Origin of the sequence: Marinobacterium ramblicola (assembly GCF_019084545.1) — a bacterium.
Classification (GTDB): domain Bacteria; phylum Pseudomonadota; class Gammaproteobacteria; order Pseudomonadales; family Balneatricaceae; genus Marinobacterium_D; species Marinobacterium_D ramblicola.
Genome location: NZ_JAHREP010000032.1, coordinates 1 through 21483, shown reverse-complemented (window position 1 = coordinate 21483; position 21483 = coordinate 1). Strand labels below are relative to the sequence as shown.

Genomic DNA, 21483 nt, shown 5'->3' with positions numbered 1-21483 from the left:
ACAGGATTCCCGTGGGGCGGCCCTCCGTCATCCCTGGCGCTCATGCGCAGGAGCGGCGATATTATTGGAAGGTGGTCATATAGGTGATGGCGGCACGCAGCTGTTCGTCGCTGCAGTCGTTGCAACCGCCCATGGGCGGCATGGCGTTGAGGCCCTGTTTGGCGCTCTCCAGAAGGCCGTCGACACCGCCCTTGGCCTCCAGACGCGCTTGCCAGGCTCCCTTCATATGGACCATGGGCCCGATACCGGTACCATGGCAGGCGACACAGGCGCTGTTGTAGATCGCCTCGCCGTCGTCGGCCTGGGCGAAGGAAGCAAGACAGAGGCTTGCAGCGATGATCAGTTTCTTCATAACGACAGTCTTTCAGGTTGCTTAAGGAAGCTGTACCGGCACAACAGATGCGGCCGCCCTATCGGGGCGTGAGGGTAAGACAGACACCCTGCCCATCTGTGGTACCTAGGATTTATCTCCCGCCGAGCGGTGATCGTTCGACAGCGCGTTTTTGAAATCCCTCACCGCGCCGCCAAGGTCACTGCCGAAGCCGCTGAGTTTGCGAGTGCCGAACAGCAGCACAACGATGATGAGTACGATCAGCAGTTGCCAGACGCTAATACCACCCAGTCCCATGGCGAGTTACCCTTGCTGCGACCGCTGACCCTGTTGGACATGGCGTGTTCAAGGCCAGCGGCAAATTGATGTATGTTGAATGCAGTATATCCAGCGCACAGGCGAGATCGAATTGACGCCGGTTAAGTTTGGCCGATTAATTTTCGAGCGCCAGGATCAGTATCCGGCGATCGTTTTGGGGGTCTATAACGGTGCTTTAACTGCCTAGATGCCTATGTATAATGAAGGATTGTGCGCTGACATATTTAGTCGAGAGGACTCCTCATTTGCCAACACCTTGTATGACCGCATGGGGAATGTTGTCGACGGCATATTTTCAAGACCGATCCGATCGATGAGTGCGACACCCTTCGCAGAGCCCAGCCGTATCCTGATTACCGGTGCTCAAGGCCAGATCGGCCGAGCGCTGGTGAGGCTGCTTGCGCGTGATCCGGACTTTGATATCCAGGCCTGCTCAAGACGTCAGCTCGATATCACCAATCGAAAGCAGATCGGCGAGAAGCTGGCCGAGTTGCTACCGGATTACGTGGTCAACTGCGCCGGGTTTAACCGGGTGGATCCCGCTGAGAAAGATCCTCAGCAGGCCTACGCACTCAACTCGCAAGGTGCCGCGGAACTGGCGGCGCTCTGTGGCGAACTGTCGATCCCGCTGCTGCACCTGTCATCGGACTATGTGTTCGATGGGCATTATGCCAGTGGCTACAACGAGTCGGATGATGCGGCGCCACTCGGGATCTACGGCGATAGCAAGTGGCAGGGCGAAGAGCATATTCGGCGCCTGCTGCCACGTCATATCATCCTGCGGGTCAGCTGGATCTTCAGTGAAAGCGGTAATAATTTCCTGCTGCGTACCCTGGAGCAGGCGCGCCATGAACGCAGTATCAAGGCGGTTGATGATCGTCGTGGCTGCCCCACATCGGCCGATGATGTGGCGCGGGTGCTGCAGGCGATTCTGAAACAGCTGGCCAACGGCGCCGAAGCCTGGGGTACCTACCACTACTGTGGCGCCGAAGTGACCACCCGCTATGGCTTCAGTGAGGCTATCCTGGCCGCGGCCAGGCAATATGAAGAGCTTGCCGTCACCGAGCTGGTGCCGGTGTCATCGCGCGATATGCCGGAGGCGGCGGAACGTCCCGCGTCTTCGGTACTCAAATGCAGTAAGTTGCTTAATACTTTCGGTATACGCCAACGCCCCTGGCGCTCGGAACTGCAGCGCCTGGTGCGTGAGCTCTACGCCGGGCACTTGCTAGAAGAGACCCAGGGTCGGCGAGTGGGTACGGGCGACGGCGATCAGGTAGCCAAGGCTCAGTAGCGCAAAAAACAGCGCCTGAACGCGTACGGTCTTACTGCGTCCTCGCTTGAGCGCAATGCTGCCGAACACTATATAGAGCAGCACTCCGACGACCTTGGCGGTGAGCCAGTGATTGACGAGTGGATACTGGTGGATCACCAGCATCAGCCCAATGGCGCTGGCGAGTAAGACGGTATCGACGATATGGGGCAATATGCGCAGCCAGCGCCAGTTCAGCGCCTTAGGGCGCCAGAGCATAAGGGCTGCGCGAAACAGAAACAGAGAGATCGTCAACGCAACGGTCGTTAAATGTATATGCTTGAGCGTGATGTAGAGCATGTCTATGCCTCTTGCGACGAGTGGATTCGACCTGGGTGCAGACAATGCGTGATCGTGCCGGTCGAGTCAATTCATCATCGCATCGCGCCTGCAGCACTGGAGACAGCAGTATGAGCACTTCAACTCCCTCGCAATTGATCGACCGTTTCGGTCGTCGCGTTGATTACGTGCGCCTGTCGGTAACCGATCGCTGTGACTTCCGCTGCGTCTATTGCATGTCGGAGAAGATGGAGTTTCTGCCCCGTGCCGAAGTGCTGTCGCTGGAGGAGTTGTACGACGTGGCGGCAGCGTTTGTCGGCCTGGGAGTGCGCAAGATCCGCCTTACCGGCGGCGAGCCGCTGGTCCGGCGCGACATCCTGAGCCTGATCGAGCGCCTGGGTCAGTTGCCGATCGAACTGGTATTGACCACCAATGGCTCCCAGTTGCCGCATATGGCCCAGGACCTCGCACGTGCCGGCGTGCGGCGCCTCAATATCAGTCTCGACTCGCTGCAGCCTGAGCGTTTTCGCGTATTGACCCGTACCGGGCGGCTTGAACAGGTGTTGTCCGGGATCGAAGCGGCGCGCAGTGCCGGGTTCAAGCGGATCAAACTCAACGCCGTGGTACTCAAGGGGCGCAATGATGACGAGGTGCTCGATCTGGTCGAGTTCGCCCGCGATTCCGGGCTGGATATCAGTTTTATCGAGGAGATGCCGCTGGGGCAGATCACCGAACATGGCAGGGCGGAGTCATACTGCTCCAGCGATGAGCTGCGCGAGCTGATCGACGCACGCTATCCGCTGCAGGCCACGACCGATAATACCGGCGGCCCCTCACGCTATTACGGCATGGCCGATTCGGCATCGCGGATCGGTTTCATTTCTCCCCACAGTCACAACTTCTGCAGCGAGTGCAACCGGGTCCGGGTTACGGTCGAAGGGCGGCTGTTGCTCTGTCTCGGCAATGAGCACTCGGTGGATCTCAGAGAGGTGGTGCGCCAGTACCCCGGTGACCTCGAGCGCTTGCAGCAGACGCTGGTCGATGCGATGGCGATCAAGCCCGAAAAGCACGAGTTTCGCCTCGATGAAGAGCCGCAGATCCTGCGCTTCATGAATATGACCGGTGGCTAGATCGAGCGGTTGGTCCTGAACCCCTGTACTCTCTGTCGCCTTTAACACTCCGTTCTTCGTAGGAACCCCTATGGCACACCAAGCCGAAAAAGCCTTTATCCCCCTCGATATTGCGGTATTGACCGTTTCCGATACTCGTACCAGTGAAAACGATACCTCCGGCGACCTGCTGGCGGAGCGTGTGCAGGAGGCGGGGCATCGCCTGGCCGATCGCGCTCTGGTGATCGACGATGTCTACCGTCTGCGCGCGCAGGTTTCCCGGTGGATCGCGGATCCTGAGGTGCAGGTCGTCGTGGTGACCGGTGGCACCGGCTTCTCGCATCGCGACTCTACGCCTGAGGCGATCGCACCACTGCTGGACAAGCAGGTCGAGGGCTTTGGCGAGCTGTTCCGTCAGATCTCCTACCAGGAGATCGGCAGCTCCACGGTTCAGTCGCGGGCGCTGGCCGGGTTGGCCAACGGTACCCTGATCTTCTGCCTGCCGGGCTCCACCGGTGCCTGCCGTACCGGCTGGGACAAGGTGATCGCCGAGCAGCTGGATAGCCGCCACCGCCCCTGTAATTTCGTCGACACCCTGATCCGCGCACGCGATCAGCGCCGGACCTTGCCATGAGTGGATGTGATCAGCCGGGCTGCGGCCAGCCTGGATTGATGCCCCTGGCACAGGCGCGTCAACAGCTGCTGGCACAGGCCGAGTGCCGGGCGGCGCGAGAGCGTTGTTCGCTGAGCGCAGCGACCGATCGTATTCTGGCCAGCGATATCTATGCCCAGGTGGATGTACCGCCGGCCGACAACAGTGCGATGGATGGCTATGCCGTACGCCTGTCCGACCTCGCGCCGAACGCAGAGACTCGCTTGCCGGTCAGTCAGCGTATTCCGGCCGGTGCGGCGCCCCTGCCCCTGGCGGCGGCAAGCGTGGCACGGATCTTTACCGGTGCCGAGATCCCCGCCGGTGCCGATGCGGTGGTGATGCAGGAGCAGGTGCGGGTCGAAGGGGGCCAGGTGGTGATTCCGGCTGATGTGCGTGCACAGCAGAATATCCGTCCCCGCGGTCAGGACCTGGCCGTCGGCACCCTGGTGTTGGCCGCGGGCGCCCGGTTGACGCCGGTGGCGCTGGGCGTGTTGGCCTCGATCGGTGTTGCCGAGGTGGAGGTCTATAAACCGCTGCGGGTGGCGATACTAGCCACTGGCGATGAGTTGGTGGAGCCGGGGGCGCCCCTCGCCGCCGGGCAGATCTATAACTCCAACGCTTACCTGATCCGCGGCCTGCTGCAGTCATTGGGGATGCAGGTGGTGGAACTCGGTGTCATCGCCGATACGGCGCAGGCGACGGAATCCGCGCTGCGGCAGGCCGCCGACACCGCCGATCTGATTCTGACCACCGGTGGTGTATCGGTGGGTGAGGAGGATCACGTCAAGGCGGCGATCGAAAAACTCGGCCGGATCGATCTGTGGAAGGTCAATCTCAAACCGGGTAAGCCATTTGCCGCGGGTTGGGTGGCGGAGGTACCGCTCTATGCCCTGCCGGGGAATCCCGGTTCTGCGCTGATCACCTTTGCGCTATTGGCCCAGCCCTGCCTGTTGAAGGCGCAGGGGATGACCGTCAGCGAGCCGTTTTCGCTGCCGGTCCGGGCGGCATTCAGCCGCGCCCGGGTGCAGAGTCGCGATGAATACCTGCGCGCCAGCTGCTCCTCCGACGGCTATGCCACCCCCTGGGGTAATCAGAGCTCCGGTATGCTCAGTTCGCTGCTGAACACCAACGGCCTGCTGCGTGTCCCGGCCGGGACGGTCGTTGAACAGGGGCAGGTGCTGGAGTTCTTCCCGTTGGCGATGCTGCTGCGCCCGTGAATATGAAACATATCGAATAATTAGCTAAAATATGCGCCTTTTTGACGCGATGCTCGAGGGTGCCAGTTGCACATGAGTGAACAAGATCTGATTAACGATCCGTATCGGGCGATCCGGCCCTACCGGGATGACGAGGTCGGCGATGTCCTCCACGGTTTGATTCACAACGATGAGTTTATTCGCGCCATCACGCATTATCAGTTCCCGCGTATCTCCGAATGGATGGGTTGGATGCTGCGGCCGATCGTGCGGATCCTGCTGGCGGCGCGCATCGGCGATGTCGAAGATGTGAAAGGCTTCCAGGCGATGGTCGCCGGCTACATGGCCAAGATGATCGCGCGTACCACCACGCGAATGACCTGCTCCGGGCTGGAGCGGCTGGACGAAGATGAGGCGTATCTGTTTGTCTCCAACCATCGCGATATCGCCATGGATCCGGCGTTCGTCAACTGGGTCAGGTACCAGTACGGGATGAGCACGGTGCGCATCGCCATTGGCGACAACCTGCTGCGCAAGCCCTACATCTCCGATCTGATGCGCCTGAACAAGAGTTTTATCGTCAATCGCTCGGCGCGCGGTCGGGAGATGATGACGGCGCTGAATCAACTGTCCAGCTATATCGATCACAGCATCCAGAGCGGTCATTCGATCTGGATTGCGCAGCGGGAAGGCCGTGCGAAGGATGGCAACGATCGCACCGATCCGGCGCTGCTGAAGATGTTCTACATGTCGCAGCGCAAGGAGCGCAGCTTCAGCGAGGCGGTGGAGCGGCTCAATATCGTGCCGGTGTCGATCTCCTACGAGTATGATCCCTGCGATGCCAGTAAGGCCAACGAGCTGGCCACCAAGGCCAGTGCCGGTGTCTACCAGAAGGGCGAGTTCGAGGATATCGACAGCATCGTCAAGGGCATCACCGGCAACAAGGGGCATGTTCATGTGGCATTTGGTGAGCCGATTCGCGGTCAGTTCGACACGCCGGAACAGCTGGCGCAGGAGATCGACCGCCAGATCTACCTGAACTATTACCTGCACCCGTCCAACCTGGCGGCGGCAGGTGAGCAGGTGGATGCCGAGGCGCAGAGCCGGTTTGACGCTCATCTGGCTCAGGTCGAGGGACCGGCACGTGAGATCATGAAGCAGATGTATGCCAACCCGGTGTTCAACCATAAGCGTGCGGAGGCAGGAGTATGAGTCGTTTGACCCACCTGGATGAACAGGGACGTGCCACGATGGTCGATGTATCAGACAAGGCAGTGACCACGCGAGAGGCGGTGGCCACGGGGCGAGTGCGGATGCTGCCGCAAACCCTGAAGCTGATTCTGGAAGGTGGACATAAGAAGGGCGATGTCCTTGCGGTGGCGCGTATCGCCGGTATCCAGGCGGCGAAACGTACCCATGAGTTGATTCCGCTCTGCCATCCTTTGCTGCTGACCGGGATCAGGGTGGAGTTGACGCCGAACGAGCAGGACAGCTGTGTCGACATCGAGGCCAGCTGCAAGGTCAGCGGCCAGACCGGTGTTGAGATGGAAGCGCTCACTGCCGCGTCGGTGGCGGCGCTGACGCTCTACGATATGTGCAAGGCGGTGGATCGCGGCATGGTGATCGAGGCGATCCAGCTGTTGGAAAAGCAGGGCGGCAAGAGCGGCCACTGGCGACGTGAGGATGAAAAATGAGACTGGTCTATTTCGCCAGTGTGCGCGAGCAGCTGGGTATCGATAGCGAGACACTGACGTTGCCGGCAGGGGTCGGTACTGTCGAACAGCTGATCGCCTGGTTGGCGGCTGAGCGGGGCGGCCCCTGGGCGGCGACGTTGCGCGATCAGCGCCTGCTCTGCGCCGTCAATCAGGAGATGACCACCCTGCAGACAGCATTGAATGACAGTGATGAGGTCGCGTTCTTTCCACCGGTAACAGGAGGCTGAGTTGGCTCAGCGATCGACACCTCTGCTCTGGATCAGAGCGGCCATCTACTATCTCGGGTTCTACCCGGTCACTATCGTATATGCCGCGCTATGCCTGTTGATTGGGCCTCTGCTGCCGTTCAGGCCGCGCTTTGCTGTGCTCAGCAGCATCAATTACTTCTACATCGCCTGGCTGCGTGTCTGTTGCGGCGTCTGGGTCGAGGTTGAGGGGCGAGAGCTGCTGCCGACGTCAGGGGCGTTCGTTGTGGTCGCCAATCACCAGAGTGAGTGGGAGACGCTCTACCTGCAGTTGCTGGTGCGGCCGCAGGTGGTGGTGCTCAAACGAGAGTTGTTGAAGATCCCGTTCTTTGGCTGGGCGTTGGCGTTGCTGAGGCCGATCGCGCTGGACCGTTCCGATCGCCGGGGAGCATTGCGTCAACTGCTGGAGCAGGGCGTGGCTCGGCTCAAAAGCGGCTTGCCGGTGCTGATCTTCCCGCAGGGCACGCGGGTGCCCGCCGGCAAGATCGGACGGATGAACAAGGGCGGCGCGATGTTGGCGGCGAAGGCTCAGGTGCCGATCGTGCCCTTGGTGCATAACGCCGGACTGTTCTGGCCCGGCAAATCGTTTATCAAGTATCCGGGTACGGTGCAGGTGCGGGTAGGGCCGCCGATACCGGCCGATGGCCGCAGCGTCGATGAACTTCATGCCGAGATGGCGCTGTGGATGGAGCAGGCGATGCGGGAGATCGGCGCGATCGACTGAGTGCTGTAAGTTATCCATAAACGCTAGGTAATAAAAAACCCGTCATAGGACGGGTTTTTTTATGTCGATACTGCTCGATCAGCCGTGGTACTTTTGGAACACCAAGGTTGAGTTGGTGCCGCCGAAGCCGAAGCTGTTGGACATGACCCGCTCCAGGTTCACGTTGTCCTGGCGGGTGGTCACCACCGGCAGGCCTTCCGCTTCCGGATCCAGGTTCTCGATATTGGCGGACGCGCAGATGAAGTCATTCTGCTGCATCAGCAGACAGTAGATCGCCTCCTGTACGCCGGTAGCGCCCAGGGAGTGGCCGGTCAGCGACTTGGTCGAGCTGACCGGTGGCATATGGTCGCCGAAGGTGGTCTTCATCGCCTTCAGCTCCTGGATATCGCCAGCCGGGGTCGAGGTGCCGTGGGAGTTGATGTAGTCGATCTTGCCGTCGACGGTGCTCATCGCCTGCAGCATGCAGCGAACGGCACCCTCGCCGGAGGGGGCGACCATATCGTAACCGTCAGAGGTGGCGCCATAGCCGACCAGCTCGGCATAGATCTTGGCACCGCGCGCCTTGGCGTGCTCCAGCTCCTCGAGCACCAGCATGCCGGCGCCGCCGGCGATGACGAAACCGTCGCGATCCGCGTCATAGGCGCGTGAGGCTTTCTCGGGGGTCTCATTGTACTTGCTGGACAGTGCACCCATGGCATCGAACATCACGGTCAGGGACCAGTGCAGCTCTTCGCCGCCACCGGCGAACACCACGTCCTGCTTGCCGAGCTGAATCTGCTCCATGGCGTTACCGATGCAGTGGGCACTGGTGGCGCAGGCAGAGGTGATGGAGTAGTTGACGCCCTTGATCTTGAACGGCGTTGCCAGGCAGGCGGATACCGTGGAGCCCATGGTGCGGGTGACGCGGTAAGGGCCCACGCGGCGAACGCCCTTGTCGCGCAGGATGTCCGCGGTCTCAACGATGTCGGCAGAAGAAGCGCCACCAGAGCCGGCAATCAGACCGGTGCGGACATTGGAGACCTGATCTTCGGTCAGGCCGGAATCTTTCACCGCCTGGTCCATCGCGATATAGGCATAGGCCGCCGCGTTGCCCATGAAGCGGCGCAGCTTGCGATCGATCAAGGCATCGATATCCAGGTCGACACTGCCGGCTACCTGGCTGCGGAAGCCCAGCTCGGCATATTCCGGCTGGTACTTGATGCCGGAGCGTCCCTGTTGCAGAGAATCCAGAACCGTTTCCTTGTCGTTACCAAGGCAAGAAACAATCCCCATACCGGTCACTACGACACGTCGCATGTGTAGCCTCTCTCTATTTTCGAACTCTTGTTGTTGGATATGCAGCGCACGATCAAGTTCCTGAGTTAAGCTGAACAGGGATCATGCAGCGGGCTGCGCTAATGTTAGAAGTTGTCGGTTTGGGTAAACAGGCCGACACGCAGATCTTTTGCAGTGTAGATCTCACGACCGTCAACCGACAGCGAGCCGTCCGCGATTCCCATCACCAGTTTGCGCTCAATCACGCGCTTCAGCTGGATGTTGTAGGTGACCTTCTTCGCGCTGGGCAGTACCTGACCGGTAAACTTCACCTCACCGGAACCCAACGCGCGACCGCGGCCCTTGTTGCCGCGCCAGCCGAGGAAGAAGCCGACCAGCTGCCACATGGCGTCCAGGCCCAGGCAGCCGGGCATGACCGGATCGCCGGGGAAATGGCAGTTGAAAAACCAGAGGTCGGGGTGGATATCGAGCTCGGCGATAATCTCGCCTTTGCCGAACTCACCGCCTTCGGCACTGATCCGGGTGATGCGATCCATCATCAGCATATTGTCGACTGGCAGCTGGGCATTGCCCGGGCCAAACATCTCGCCGTGACCGCACTTAAGGAGGTCTTCGCGTTCAAAGGAAGAGGGTCTGGTCATGAGAAAACTGTTTATCCACATCCGTTTTTTTCAGAATAGCGGGTTATTATACCGATTAGCAGTCCGCGAGGCACGGGCTGCATCAGTTAATTTACGCTTTCAGCGATCGACTTGGGTGGGATATTGGGATTATGGAGCATAACTTCTGGCATCAGCGCTGGCAGGAAGGGCGGATCGGGTTTCACCAGGCGGACGTCAATCCCTGGCTGCAGCAGTACTGGTCAAAGCTGATTATCAAGCCCGGCGCCAAGGTGTTGGTGCCCTTGTGCGGCAAATCGCTCGATATGCTCTGGCTGCGTGAGCAGGGGCATGAGGTGCTGGGTATAGAGCTCAGTGATATTGCCTGTCGGGACTTTTTTCATGAGCAGGGTGTCGAGGTCGAGGCGGTCACTATAGACAACTACCACCGTCGCGAGCGTGACGGCATAACACTGGTGACTGGCGATCTCTTTGATCTGCCCTGGGAGGTGTTTCGCGGCATCGGCGCGGTATACGATCGGGCGGCGCTGATCGCGTTGCCACCGGCGATGCGGAGACGCTACGCGGAACGGTTGGCGCAGCGTATCGAGCCCGGTGTCGAGATGTTGCTGGTGACGCTGGAGTTGGTCGGCGACGATCGCTCTCAGTTCTCGGTGAGTGAAGCGGATGGGCCGCCATTCTCCGTGTTCGAGAACGAGGTGCGGGATCTGTTCGAGCCGGCGTTTACCGTGATTAGCCTGGCTGCCGGAGAACGCACCGAGACGCCGCGAGGATTGGAGCGCGAGATGGTGTACCTGCTGCACCGCCAATAGGCGGTGCAAAGGGCTCAGCTGGTGCGTGCGACCGCCATCTGCGCGATGCGGGACAGGGTGTCGCGGAAGCTGTTCTGCGGTAGCGAGGCAAGCGCGGCGAGTGCGCTGTCGATCTGGGCTTGAGCCTGAGCCTTGGTGTATTCGATCGCGCCGGTACGCTGCACGATGTCGAGGATCGGGCCCAGGTCGTCCAGGCCGCCCTTGCGGATCGCGTCGCGAACCTGTGCGCGGTCGCTGTCCGAACCTTCCCGCATGGCGTAGATCAGCGGCAGGGTTGCTTTGCCCTCTGCCAGATCGTCGCCGACGTTTTTACCCATCTCCTCGCTGCTGGAGAGGTAATCCATGACATCATCCACCAGCTGAAACGCGATGCCGAGGTGGCGACCGTACAACCGCAGGGCTTCGCGTTGTTGTGGGCTGGCGTTGGCCAGAATCGCGCCACATTCGGTGGCGGCCTCGAACAGCATCGCGGTCTTGCCGAGAATCACGTTCATGTAGGACTCTTCGGTGGTGTCCGGGTTGCGCTGGTTGAGCAGCTGCAGCACTTCGCCCTCGGCGATCACCGTGGTGGCGTTGGAGATCACCTGCATGATCGCCATTTCGCCGATCTCGACCATGATCTGGAAGGAGCGGGAGTAGAGAAAATCGCCGACCAGTACGCTCGGGGCGTTGCCCCATTTGGCGTTGGCGGTGGCGTTGCCTCGTCTCAGTTCGGAGTTGTCGACCACGTCGTCATGCAGCAGGGTGGCGGTATGGATGAACTCGATCACCGCCGCCAGCGGGATATGTTGCTGGCCCGAGTAGCCGCAGGCGTTGGCCGCAAGCAGCACCAGCAGTGGGCGCAGGCGCTTGCCTCCGCTTTCAACTATGTAGTGGCCGATACTCTCCACCAGCGGGACATTGGATCCGAGGTGGTTGAGTATATAGTCGGTGACCGCGTCGAACTGCGGTTCAATCAGCGGGTTGAGCTGGTGTGGCTGCATGGCGTTACGATGTCGGTCGACAGAATGGTTCGCCGCATGCTAGGGACAAGGCCTCGGGGTGTCAAGAAAAGGGCGCTGCTGCTGGACAATACATAGGCTAAAGTACTTGAGTCGGTGGCTGGGTTTGTGTAGAATTTCGCGCCCTGAGCCTGTCCATCTTTAGCTCCCTATCATAGGGTGCCGCCGGTCGCGAGACCGTCGTGCCTGAAACCCTTAGAAGTAGGTGTTACCCATTTCAGTAGCCGGGCAGGCCTTACACTGGAGAAAAACATGTTTGCAGTTATTGTGAGCGGTGGTAAGCAGTACCGCGTTCAGGAAGGCCAGACTCTGAAGCTGGAAAAGCTGGCGGTAGAGCCGGGTGCCAACGTCGAGTTCGATCGTGTACTGCTGGTTGGCAATGGCGACGACGTCAAAGTCGGTGCGCCGGTTGTTGATGGTGCCAAGGTTGCGGCTGAAGTCGTATCTCATGGCCGTGGCGACAAAGTGAGCATTATCAAGTTCCGTCGTCGTAAGCACCACATGAAGCGTCAGGGCCACCGTCAGTGGTTCACTGAGGTTAAAATCACTGGTATCAGTGGCTAATCAGACAGGAGATTGAACAATGGCTCATAAGAAGGCTGGTGGTTCTACGCGCAACGGTCGCGATTCACAGGCGAAGCGTCTGGGTGTAAAGCGTTTCGGTGGTCAGAGCGTCATCGCGGGCAACATCCTGATCCGTCAGCGTGGTACCAAGTTCCACGCTGGTGAGAACGTAGGTCTGGGCAAGGATTTCACCCTGTACGCCAAGGCGGACGGTGTTGTGAAGTTCGAAGTAAAAGGCCCGAACAATCGCAAGTACGTCAGCGTGGTTTCTGCCTGAGCGGCACGCTGAAGTAGAAAAAAAGCTCCGCCAAGGCGGGGCTTTTTTTATGTGCAGGATGTACGCTGGGCTGCGGGCGCATGGAAGTGCGGGAGTGGTGTTATTGAGCGGGCTAAACCGCTACGGTGTCCCTTTGATTGCGGGGGCGGTACCTGATCTTTCGGGAGGAAGCAGATGAAATTTGTCGATGAGGCGATCATTACGGTTGAGGCCGGCAAGGGCGGCAACGGGTGCATGAGCTTTCGGCGCGAGAAGTTTATCCCGAAAGGGGGGCCGGATGGCGGTGATGGTGGTGATGGCGGCTCCGTATTCGTCGAGGCGGATGAGGGGTTGAACACGCTGATCGACTATCGCTACACCCGTCGCTACAACGCACGCAATGGTGAAGGTGGTCGCGGCGGTAACTGTACTGGCGCCAAGGGTGAGGATCTGGTGTTGAAGCTGCCGGTAGGTACCACGGTGGTGGATATCGATACCGACGAGGTGCTGGCGGATCTGACGAAGGTTGGTCAGATCGAAAAAATCGCCCAGGGTGGTTTTCATGGCCTGGGTAATACCCGCTACAAGAGCAGTGTAAACCGGGCGCCGCGGCAGACCACCAATGGCACGCCGGGCGAGCTGCGTAACGTCCGTCTCGAGCTGAAGGTGCTCGCCGATGTTGGTTTGTTGGGGCTGCCCAATGCGGGCAAGTCGACCCTGATCCGCTCCATCTCGGCGGCCAAGCCCAAGGTGGCGGATTATCCCTTTACCACTCTGGTGCCGAACCTGGGCGTAGTGCGCACCGAGGCGCATCGCAGCTTTGTGGTCGCTGATATCCCTGGCATTATCGAGGGGGCGGCCGAGGGTGCCGGTCTGGGGATTCGCTTCCTCAAGCATCTGGCGCGCAATCGCGTGCTGCTGCATCTGGTGGATATGGCGCCCTGGGATGAGGTTACGCCGGCAGAGGCGGCGGTTACCGCGGTGGCTGAACTGACCAAGTTCAGTCCGACACTGGCCGAGCAGCCGCGCTGGCTGGTGCTGAACAAACTGGATATGGTGGCGGCCGAAGAGCAGGATGCTGCCTGTCAGGCGGTGGTTGATGCGCTGGGCTGGTCTGGGCCGGTCTATCGGGTGTCGGCGCTGAACAAGCAGGGGCTGCAGGGCCTGGTGCGCGATCTTCAGGATTTTCTGGATGCCCGCGCAGCGGCCGTGGCGGAAGATCCTTCGCTGTTGGAGCAGGAGCGCGAAACGCGTGCGATTATCGATGCTGAGGCGCGCGAGAATCTCGAGCGGCTTAAGGCCGAGGCGCGTGCAAGGCGTCAGGCGGCCGCCGACGGCTTGGATGATGACGATTTTGATGACGACGACTACGATGTCGACGTCGAGTGGGTGCGCTAACGGCAGCGGATGTAAAGAGGATAGACGGTGGTGGCGGGTCGCGAAGGTTTGGCGCGCGGTGGGCGCTGGGTTGTTAAGATCGGGAGTGCGTTGCTGACCAATGATGGTCGCGGGCTGGATCTCGCGGCGATCGGGCATTGGGTCGATCAGGTGGCGCAGTTGCGCGCCCGTGGCGTGGAGGTGGTGCTGGTCTCGTCCGGCTCGATTGCCGAGGGGATGAAGCGCCTGGGTTGGCGCGAGCGACCGAAAGAGGTGCATCGTCAACAGGCGGCGGCTGCAGTGGGGCAGATGGGGTTGGTTCAGGCGTACGAATCCAGCTTTGCGCGCCACGGTTTGCACACCGCTCAGGTACTGCTGACCCATGATGATCTGTCCAATCGCAAGCGTTACCTGAATGCGCGCTCGGCATTGAGTACGTTGATCGATCTGGGCGTGATTCCGGTGATCAACGAGAACGACACCGTGGTGACCAGTGAGATTCGCTTCGGCGACAACGATACCCTCGGGGCGTTGGTCGCCAATGCGATCGAGGCGGATGCGTTGATCCTGTTGACCGATCAGTCGGGGTTGTATGAAGCGGATCCGCGCTCGACGCCGGATGCGCCTTTTGTGCATCAGGCGCGTGCGGAAGATGATCGTCTTATCGCCATGGCGGGCGGCGGTGGCAAGCTGGGGCGCGGCGGAATGGCGACCAAGGTGCGTGCGGCGCGTCTGGCGGCGCGCTCCGGTGCGCAGACGGTAATCGCCAGTGGGCGTGAGCCCGATGTACTGTTGCGTCTGTTTGCCGGCGAAGAGCTGGGCACGTTGCTGGTGCCGGAGAAAGAGCCGGTGGCGGCGCGCAAGCAGTGGATCGCTGGTCATCTGCAGGCCAGGGGTACCCTGGTGCTGGATGCCGGTGCGGTCAGGGCGTTGGTCTCGGGTGGTAAGAGCTTGCTGCCGGCGGGGGTCAAGTCGGTATCCGGTGAGTTCTCGCGCGGTGAGATGGTGTTGATGCTGGATGAGGCTGGCGCGATCGTTGCGCGTGGCCTGGTCAATTATGGCGTCGAGGATGCGCGTCGTATCATCGGCTTCGCCAGTAGTGAGATCGTCGAGCGCCTGGGGTTTATGGGTGAGCCGGAGCTGGTGCACCGCGACAATCTGGTGCTGGCCTGAGGTGCTGATATATTGTTCGATCAAGCCGGCTTCGCTGCCGGCTTTTTATGTGCAGGATGCACGGTATGCCGCGGGCGCAGGGATACGCACGAGCGGCAATGTGTGGGTTGTGCAGGGCTTCTTGGTTGGGTGAATTATAGGCACAAAAAAACCGGCTTCGGCCGGTTTTTTTGGAGCGTTGATCAGCGGGCTGCTTACGCGGCCATCGCCTTGATCCGTGCATTCAGACGGCTCTTGGTGCGAGCGATCTTGTTCTTCTTGAAGATGCCCTTGTTGACAGAGCTGTCCAGCAGCGGCTGGGCAACCTTGTAAGCGTCCTGGGCGGCAGCCTGGTCGCCGCTGGCGATGGCTTTCAGAACTTTTTTGAAATAAGTGCGCACCATGGAGCGCAGGCTAGCGTTGTGCTGGCGACGCTTTTCGGCCTGGCGAGCGCGTTTACGAGATCCTGCGGAATTCGCCACGATCTGGCTCCTCAAAACTTAGTAGTGATTCAGAATACGACGTATGAGCGTCGAAAAATTAGACGCGAGATTATTCATGGTACGGCGCCGGGTGTCAAGCCCGTGTCTGTTTTTTAATGGGCGCTTCGCCACTGGCGCTGGCCGCTGTATGATCTGCGCTGCTTATTATCAACGATTAACCTCGGTGACTTAACCAGGCTATGGAAGCTCCAGTGCCCGAACAGAAAACCCGTTCAGTCGGATTGCTCCGATCAAGCAGTGTCGTCGGCCTGATGACGATGCTCTCGCGCGTACTGGGCTTGGTGCGCGATGTTGTGATCGCGGGCTATTTTGGTGCCAGCGGAAGTGCTGACGCTTTTTTTGTCGCCTTCAAGATACCCAACTTTCTGCGCCGCCTGTTTGCCGAGGGTGCCTTCTCTCAGGCATTTGTTCCGGTCCTGTCCGAATACCGCAGCCAGCGCGACCTGGCCGCGGTCCAGCAGTTGGTGCACAGGGTTGCGGGTTCACTGGGTTCCGTGCTGATGTTGGTCACGTTGCTCGGGGTGATTGGCGCGCCGTTGCTGGCGGCGTTATTTGCCCCGGGCTTTTACTTGGCTGGCGGGGATAAGTTCGAGCTGGCGGCGCAGATGCTGCGGATCACCTTCCCCTATCTGATGCTGATCTCGCTGACCGCGTTCTGCGGTGCAATCCTCAATGCATACGGCCGCTTCGCTATCCCGGCGTTTACCCCGGTGCTGCTGAATCTGACCCTGATCGGTTCGGCGGTGCTGCTCAGTCCGTTGTTCGATCCACCGATCCTGGCGCTGGCCTGGGGTGTGTTTATGGCCGGTGCTCTGCAGTTGCTGTTCCAGTTGCCGTTTTTGGCCAGGTTGCAGCTGCTGCCGATACCTCAGCGAGGCTGGAGGGACGAAGGCGTACAGCGGATCTTGCGGTTGATGCTGCCCGCGCTGTTCGGCGTGTCGGTGGCGCAGATCAACCTGCTGCTGGATACGGTGCTGGCCTCCTTTCTGCAGACCGGCAGTGTCTCCTGGCTGTACTACTCCGACCGACTTTCCGAGCTGCCGTTAGGGGTGTTCGGCATCGCTATTGCGACCGTGATCCTGCCCAGCCTGTCCCGTCGCCATGCCGAACAGTCGTCCGAGCATTTTCGCCAGACGCTGGATTGGGGCGTGCGCATGGTGTTGCTGATCGGGGTTCCGGCGGCACTGGCGCTGGTGGTGCTGGCCGAGCCGCTGCTGGTGACGCTGTTCCACTATGGCGAGATGAGTGCTCTGGATATCGAGATGTCGGCGCGCAGCCTGCGCGCCTATGGCCTGGGCTTGGTGGCGTTCATGCTGATCAAGGTGGTGGCGACCGGCTTTTTCTCACGCCAGGATACCAAAACCCCGGTCAAGATCGCGATGCAGGCGATGGCGGCCAATATGGTGCTCAACCTGATCCTGATCTGGCCCTTGGCCCATGCCGGTCTGGCACTGGCGACCACGCTTTCGGCGTATATGAACGCCGTGCTGCTGTTGCGCGGCCTGCTCCAGGCTGGCGTGTTCTCCTGGCAGCCTGGTTGGCGTATCTTCGTGATGCGCCTGGTAGCGGCAAGCGGCGCGCTCTGTGTGCTACTGATCTGGCTGAATACCCCCACCGAGCAGTGGCTGGCAGCGGGGTTGTGGCAGCGTGTGCAGTGGATGTCCGTGCTGGTTGCCGGTGGACTGGGTATCTATCTGCTGGTATTGGTGGCCTGCGGACTCAGGTTGCGTCATCTGCGCGGTTAGCAGGGTTTGCCGGTGTGCAGGACTTAATCAATACTGGCGATGTGCGCTATACTCCTGCGTTCGCATTTGACAGGCACGGCATTCGCGGTGGCTTTTCTCGACCTATGGGTCTCGGGTTCTAGGGGTAAAAGATCAGATCGCGTATGGAATTGATCCGCGGTTTACACAATCTGCGTGAGCGCCATCGAGGCTGTGTCGCGACCATCGGCAACTTCGATGGCGTGCACCTTGGGCATCAGCGTGTGCTTGAGCAGCTGCAGGCAAAAGCGGCAGAGCTCGGCCTGCCCAGCGTGGTGATCATCTTTGAGCCTCAGCCGCGTGAGTTCTTCTCGCCGGATCAGGCGCCGCCGCGGTTGACGCGCTTCGGCGAAAAGGTTCGCTTTCTCGAGTTCAAGGGTGTCGAGCGCGTGCTCTGCCTGATGTTCAATACTCGACTGCGCAGTATGTCGGCGGACCAGTTTATCGAGCAGCTGCTGGTGCAGAAGCTGGATATCCGTCATCTGGTTGTCGGTGACGATTTCCGTTTCGGTTGCGACAGGCGGGGAGATTTTGAGCTGCTCAAGAGCGCCGGCGAGCGCATCGGCTTCTCGGTGGAGGAGACCGCTACGCTGGAGGTCGACGGCGAACGGGTCAGCAGCTCAAGGGTTCGGGCGGCTCTGCAAGCACATGAATTTGACCTTGCCGGCCGACTCCTGGGGCGTCCATACCGGGTCGTAGGACGCGTGATGCATGGCCAGAAACTGGGGCGGCAGCTCGGCGCGCCGACCGCCAATGTGCGTATGCACCGCTTCGCCTGCCCTTTGCGTGGCGTGTATGTCGTGCACGGCCTGATCAAGGGCCAGCGCTATCCGGGTGTCTGTAATGTCGGGATCAGGCCGACCATTCATGGCCGTCAGCCGGTACTCGAAGTGCACCTGCTGGATTTTCAGGGCGACCTGTATGGCGAATTGATGCAGGTGGAGTTTTTACATTTTCTGCGCGCGGAGCGTCGCTTCGACGGACTGGACGCGCTCAAGGTACAGATTAACGCGGATATCGAGGCAGCTCGCGACTGGCTGGCCTTGGCATCGACGCAAAGTTGAAGCTGGGAACAATCCAACATGACCGATTACAAACCGACACTGAACCTGCCGGAAACGGCCTTCCCGATGCGTGGCAATCTGCCCGCCCGCGAACCTGCACGCCTGGAGCGCTGGGCACAGATCGATCTCTACGCCAAGCTGCGCGAAGAGGGTAAGGGGCGTCCGCAGTTCATCCTGCACGATGGCCCCCCCTACGCCAACGGCAACATCCATATCGGTCATGCGGTGAACAAGGTGATCAAGGATATGATCGTCAAATCGAAGACGCTGAGCGGCTTCGATGCACCCTACGTGCCGGGTTGGGACTGCCACGGTCTGCCGATCGAGCACAAGGTCGAAACGATGATCGGCAAGGCGGGTGAGAAAGTGCCCTACCGTGAATTCCGTCAGAAATGCCGCGAGTATGCCCATGAGCAGGTGGAGGGGCAGAAGGCGGACTTTATCCGCCTTGGCGTGATCGGCGACTGGGACAACCCCTACCTGACGATGAACTTTGAAACCGAGGCCAATATTGTCCGCGCCCTCGGCAAGATCATCGACAACGGCCACCTGGTCAAAGGCTACAAACCGGTGTACTGGAGTGTTGTCGGTCAGTCTGCGCTGGCTGAGGCCGAGGTGGAGTATCAGGAGAAGACCTCGACCGCGATCGATGTGCGCTTTACTGCCGTGGATCAGGACAAGGTGCTGAAACTGTTCGGTACCGAAGCGGGTCAAGGGCCCGTCTCCGTGGTGATCTGGACCACCACGCCCTGGACCATCCCGGCCAACCAGGCGGTATCCCTGAATGGCAACCTCGACTATGCCCTGGTCGAAACCCAGATCAACCAGGGGCCTGAGCGTCTGGTGCTGGCCGCCGAGATGGTCGACGCCATCATGGCGCGTTGGGGCGTACAGCAGTACCAGGTGCTGGCGACCTGCAACGGCAGCGCGCTGGAACTGCTGCAGTTGCAGCACCCGTTCTACGACCGTCAGGTACCGGTGATCCTCGGTGATCACGTCACCACCGATGCCGGTACCGGTGCGGTGCATACCGCGCCGGATCACGGTATGGAGGATTTCGTCGTCGGCCAGCAGTATGGCCTGGGTACCCTGAATCTGGTGCAGTCCAACGGTACCTACACCGATGACGCCGGTGAATTTGCCGGCGTGCACGTCTACAAGGCGGATGAGCCGATCTGCGACGCGCTGGGGCGCGAAGGCAAGCTGGTACACAAGAAACGCTTTGAACACAGTTATCCGCACTGCTGGCGCACCAAAACCCCGTTGATCTATCGCGCCACGCCGCAGTGGTTCATCTCCATGGAGGAGAAGAAACTCAAGGCGCACGCGCTGACGGCGATCAAGGGGGTGCAGTGGTTCCCGGAGTGGGGCCAGAACCGGATCGAGGCGATGGTCGAACAGAGCCCGGACTGGTGTGTCTCCCGGCAGCGCACCTGGGGTGTGCCGATCACCCTGTTCACCCATAAGCAGAGCGGTGAACTGCACCCGCGTACCCGGGAGCTGATCGAACAGGTGGCGCAGAAGATCGAGCAGGGCGGTATCGACGCCTGGTTCGAACTCGACGCGGCGGAGCTGCTCGGCGACGAGGCGGCCGACTACGACAAGGTCACCGATACCCTGGATGTCTGGTTCGACTCCGGCGTGACCCACTACTCCGTACTCGAACAGCGTGACGGCCTGCGCTTCCCGGCGGACATCTACCTGGAGGGCTCGGACCAGCATCGCGGCTGGTTCCAGTCCTCACTGAAGACCTCCATCGCGATCAACGACTGCGCGCCCTACAAGCAGGTGCTGACCCACGGTTTTACCGTCGACGAGAAGGGCTACAAGATGTCCAAGTCGCTCGGCAACGTCATCGCACCGCAGGAGGTGACCGATACCCTGGGTGCCGACATCCTGCGCCTGTGGGTGGCGTCCACCGACTACGCCGGCGAGATGGCGGTGTCCCAGCAGATCCTGCAGCGTACCGCGGACTCCTACCGCCGTATCCGCAACACCGCGCGCTTCCTGCTGGCCAACCTGAACGGCTTCGATCCGGCCACCGATATGGTGGCGCCGTCGGAGATGCTGGCGCTGGATCGCTGGGCCGTGGGCGCGACGGCGGCACTGCAGAAGAAGGTGATCGATGCCTACGACAGCTACCGCTTCCTCGACGTTTACCAGCAGGTGCACAACTTTTGCGTGCGTGAGCTGGGCGGTTTCTACCTCGACATCATCAAGGATCGCCAGTACACCACCAAGCCGGACAGTCTGGCGCGCCGCTCCTGCCAGAGCGCGCTGTTCCATATCGCCGAGGCGCTGACCCGCTGGATCGCGCCGATCCTGAGCTTCACCGCCGAGGAGATCTACGAGGTGCTGCCGGGCGAGCGCCGCGACAGCGTGCTGCTGACCAGCTGGTACGAAGGGCTGGCGGCGTTTGCCGATGGCGATGCCTTCGGTCCGGCGTTCTGGCAGCGGGTGATGGCGGTCAAGGATGCGGTCAACAAGTGCCTGGAAGATGCCCGCAGCGAGAAGCTGGTTAAGGCCTCATTGGCGGCCGAGGTGACCCTGTATGTCGATGACAAGCTTGAGTCTGATCTGGCCCGTCTCGGCGACGAGCTGCGCTTCGTGCTGATCACCTCCGTGGCGCAACTGAAGCCGCTGAGCGAAGCCGGCGATGCGCGTGCAACCGATGTCGACGGACTGAAAGTGGCGGTGAAAGCCTCGGAACAGGCCAAGTGCGCGCGCTGCTGGCATCACCGTGAGGATGTCGGTCAGCATCCGGAAGAGCCCGAACTCTGTGGTCGCTGTATCGAGAACGTCAGCGGCAACGGAGAGCAGCGCCAGTACGCCTGATGACTCATATCCCTGCAAAAGCCAGCGCCCTGCGCTGGCTCTGGATCACCCTGCTCGTCATTCTGCTTGACCTGGGCAGTAAGTACCTGGCCGATACGATGCTCGAGTACGCCAGGCCTGTGCCTGTTCTGCCGGTCTTTGACCTGACGCTGCTCTATAACAAGGGTGCTGCATTCAGCTTTCTGTCCGGTGCCGGCGGCTGGCAGCGCTGGCTGTTTATCCTGATCGCCTGCGGGGTCAGTGCGCTGTTGCTGATCTGGATGCGACGCACCCCGGTCAGCCCCTGGTGGTTGGGCGCGGGTCTGGCGCTGCTGCTCGGCGGCGCGCTGGGTAATCTCTATGACCGGATCGTCCATGGCCACGTGGTCGACTTCATCTCTTTA

The 21483-nt window shown here is 60.6% G+C and carries 24 protein-coding genes; 17 read left to right on the top strand and 7 right to left on the bottom strand.

The window, feature by feature from the left end:
• Positions 1-61: 61 nt before the first annotated feature.
• Together KQ940_RS19875 and tatA are read right to left on the bottom strand one after the other, a co-directional pair.
• Positions 62-352 (bottom strand): c-type cytochrome, encoded by a 291-nt coding sequence (locus tag KQ940_RS19875; RefSeq protein ID WP_217415947.1) that lies wholly within the window; start codon positions 350-352, stop codon positions 62-64.
• A gap of 105 nt (positions 353-457) precedes the next feature.
• A complete protein-coding gene (gene tatA, locus KQ940_RS19870) occupies positions 458-628 on the bottom strand; it encodes a twin-arginine translocase TatA/TatE family subunit (protein WP_217415940.1) in 171 nt (56 codons plus the stop codon).
• Positions 629-962: 334 nt separating this feature from the next.
• On the opposite strand from tatA, the gene rfbD reads away from it, so the two are divergent.
• Positions 963-1940, top strand: a complete 978-nt coding sequence (rfbD, locus tag KQ940_RS19865; RefSeq protein WP_217415938.1) for a dTDP-4-dehydrorhamnose reductase — start codon at positions 963-965, stop codon at positions 1938-1940.
• Here rfbD and KQ940_RS19860 read toward each other — a convergent pair.
• Complete coding sequence (locus tag KQ940_RS19860; RefSeq protein WP_246590216.1) at positions 1875-2213, bottom strand: SirB2 family protein; 339 nt, start codon at positions 2211-2213, stop codon at positions 1875-1877. The two genes, rfbD and KQ940_RS19860, sit on opposite strands and share 66 nt — an antisense overlap.
• A gap of 155 nt (positions 2214-2368) precedes the next feature.
• Between KQ940_RS19860 and moaA the strand changes: the two genes are divergently transcribed.
• The 7 genes from moaA to KQ940_RS19825 all read left to right on the top strand — a co-directional run bounded on the left by moaA (position 2369) and on the right by KQ940_RS19825 (position 7878).
• A complete protein-coding gene (moaA, locus tag KQ940_RS19855) occupies positions 2369-3367 on the top strand; it encodes a GTP 3',8-cyclase MoaA (RefSeq protein WP_217415934.1) in 999 nt (332 codons plus the stop codon).
• A 70-nt stretch (positions 3368-3437) separates the two neighbouring features.
• Positions 3438-3980 carry a molybdenum cofactor biosynthesis protein B gene (gene moaB, locus KQ940_RS19850; RefSeq protein WP_217415927.1) on the top strand — a complete coding sequence of 181 codons (543 nt, stop codon included), beginning with the start codon at positions 3438-3440 and terminating at the stop codon, positions 3978-3980.
• Positions 3977-5215, top strand: a complete 1239-nt coding sequence (locus tag KQ940_RS19845) for a molybdopterin molybdotransferase MoeA (protein ID WP_217415925.1) — start codon at positions 3977-3979, stop codon at positions 5213-5215. The genes moaB and KQ940_RS19845 overlap by 4 nt, the downstream gene beginning before the upstream one ends.
• Positions 5216-5287: 72 nt before the next feature.
• The gene (locus KQ940_RS19840; RefSeq protein WP_217415917.1) at positions 5288-6406 is read left to right on the top strand and encodes a 1-acyl-sn-glycerol-3-phosphate acyltransferase; all 1119 of its coding nucleotides are present in this window, start codon (positions 5288-5290) and stop codon (positions 6404-6406) included.
• On the top strand, positions 6403-6888 hold the full coding sequence (gene moaC, locus KQ940_RS19835) for a cyclic pyranopterin monophosphate synthase MoaC (RefSeq protein WP_217415915.1): 486 nt from the start codon (positions 6403-6405) through the stop codon (positions 6886-6888). Before KQ940_RS19840 ends, moaC begins: the two co-directional genes overlap by 4 nt.
• Complete coding sequence (moaD, locus tag KQ940_RS19830; protein ID WP_217415907.1) at positions 6885-7136, top strand: molybdopterin converting factor subunit 1; 252 nt, start codon at positions 6885-6887, stop codon at positions 7134-7136. The genes moaC and moaD overlap by 4 nt, the downstream gene beginning before the upstream one ends.
• A 1-nt stretch (position 7137) precedes the next feature.
• Positions 7138-7878: a lysophospholipid acyltransferase family protein gene (locus KQ940_RS19825; protein WP_217415900.1), complete on the top strand. Its 741-nt coding sequence runs from the start codon at positions 7138-7140 to the stop codon at positions 7876-7878.
• A gap of 78 nt (positions 7879-7956) precedes the next feature.
• On the opposite strand, the gene fabB is transcribed toward KQ940_RS19825, so the two are convergent.
• Together fabB and fabA are read right to left on the bottom strand one after the other, a co-directional pair.
• Positions 7957-9174 carry a beta-ketoacyl-ACP synthase I gene (gene fabB / locus KQ940_RS19820; RefSeq protein ID WP_217415898.1) on the bottom strand — a complete coding sequence of 406 codons (1218 nt, stop codon included), beginning with the start codon at positions 9172-9174 and terminating at the stop codon, positions 7957-7959.
• Positions 9175-9278: 104 nt separating this feature from the next.
• On the bottom strand, positions 9279-9794 hold the full coding sequence (gene fabA / locus KQ940_RS19815; protein ID WP_217415892.1) for a 3-hydroxyacyl-[acyl-carrier-protein] dehydratase FabA: 516 nt from the start codon (positions 9792-9794) through the stop codon (positions 9279-9281).
• A gap of 131 nt (positions 9795-9925) precedes the next feature.
• Here fabA and KQ940_RS19810 point away from each other — a divergent pair, with 131 nt between their 5' ends.
• Positions 9926-10585 carry a thiopurine S-methyltransferase gene (locus tag KQ940_RS19810; protein ID WP_217415890.1) on the top strand — a complete coding sequence of 220 codons (660 nt, stop codon included), beginning with the start codon at positions 9926-9928 and terminating at the stop codon, positions 10583-10585.
• A 14-nt stretch (positions 10586-10599) separates the two neighbouring features.
• Here the strand turns inward: KQ940_RS19810 and KQ940_RS19805 are convergent, their stop codons facing one another.
• Positions 10600-11568: a polyprenyl synthetase family protein gene (locus KQ940_RS19805; protein ID WP_217415888.1), complete on the bottom strand. Its 969-nt coding sequence runs from the start codon at positions 11566-11568 to the stop codon at positions 10600-10602.
• A 270-nt stretch (positions 11569-11838) separates the two neighbouring features.
• On the opposite strand from KQ940_RS19805, the gene rplU reads away from it, so the two are divergent.
• The 4 genes from rplU (at position 11839) to proB (ending at position 14956) form a co-directional block, all read left to right on the top strand.
• Positions 11839-12150 carry a 50S ribosomal protein L21 gene (gene rplU, locus KQ940_RS19800; RefSeq protein WP_188750215.1) on the top strand — a complete coding sequence of 104 codons (312 nt, stop codon included), beginning with the start codon at positions 11839-11841 and terminating at the stop codon, positions 12148-12150.
• A 19-nt stretch (positions 12151-12169) separates the two neighbouring features.
• Positions 12170-12427, top strand: a complete 258-nt coding sequence (gene rpmA / locus KQ940_RS19795; protein WP_217415886.1) for a 50S ribosomal protein L27 — start codon at positions 12170-12172, stop codon at positions 12425-12427.
• Between the two features lie 174 nt (positions 12428-12601).
• Positions 12602-13804 carry an Obg family GTPase CgtA gene (gene cgtA, locus KQ940_RS19790; protein WP_217415884.1) on the top strand — a complete coding sequence of 401 codons (1203 nt, stop codon included), beginning with the start codon at positions 12602-12604 and terminating at the stop codon, positions 13802-13804.
• Between the two features lie 27 nt (positions 13805-13831).
• Positions 13832-14956, top strand: a complete 1125-nt coding sequence (gene proB, locus KQ940_RS19785; RefSeq protein ID WP_217415864.1) for a glutamate 5-kinase — start codon at positions 13832-13834, stop codon at positions 14954-14956.
• 194 nt (positions 14957-15150) lie between these two features.
• Here proB and rpsT read toward each other — a convergent pair whose 3' ends face one another.
• The gene (gene rpsT, locus KQ940_RS19780; RefSeq protein ID WP_217415862.1) at positions 15151-15417 is read right to left on the bottom strand and encodes a 30S ribosomal protein S20; all 267 of its coding nucleotides are present in this window, start codon (positions 15415-15417) and stop codon (positions 15151-15153) included.
• A gap of 200 nt (positions 15418-15617) precedes the next feature.
• On the opposite strand from rpsT, the gene murJ reads away from it, so the two are divergent.
• The 4 genes from murJ to lspA form a co-directional block, all read left to right on the top strand.
• On the top strand, positions 15618-17183 hold the full coding sequence (gene murJ, locus KQ940_RS19775; protein ID WP_217415860.1) for a murein biosynthesis integral membrane protein MurJ: 1566 nt from the start codon (positions 15618-15620) through the stop codon (positions 17181-17183).
• 143 nt (positions 17184-17326) lie between these two features.
• A complete protein-coding gene (gene ribF / locus KQ940_RS19770; RefSeq protein ID WP_217415847.1) occupies positions 17327-18265 on the top strand; it encodes a bifunctional riboflavin kinase/FAD synthetase in 939 nt (312 codons plus the stop codon).
• A gap of 18 nt (positions 18266-18283) precedes the next feature.
• Positions 18284-21100 carry an isoleucine--tRNA ligase gene (ileS, locus tag KQ940_RS19765; protein WP_217415844.1) on the top strand — a complete coding sequence of 939 codons (2817 nt, stop codon included), beginning with the start codon at positions 18284-18286 and terminating at the stop codon, positions 21098-21100.
• A partial coding sequence (gene lspA / locus KQ940_RS19760) for a signal peptidase II (RefSeq protein ID WP_217415842.1) occupies positions 21100-21483 on the top strand: 384 nt, incomplete at its 3' end. The genes ileS and lspA, both read left to right, overlap by 1 nt.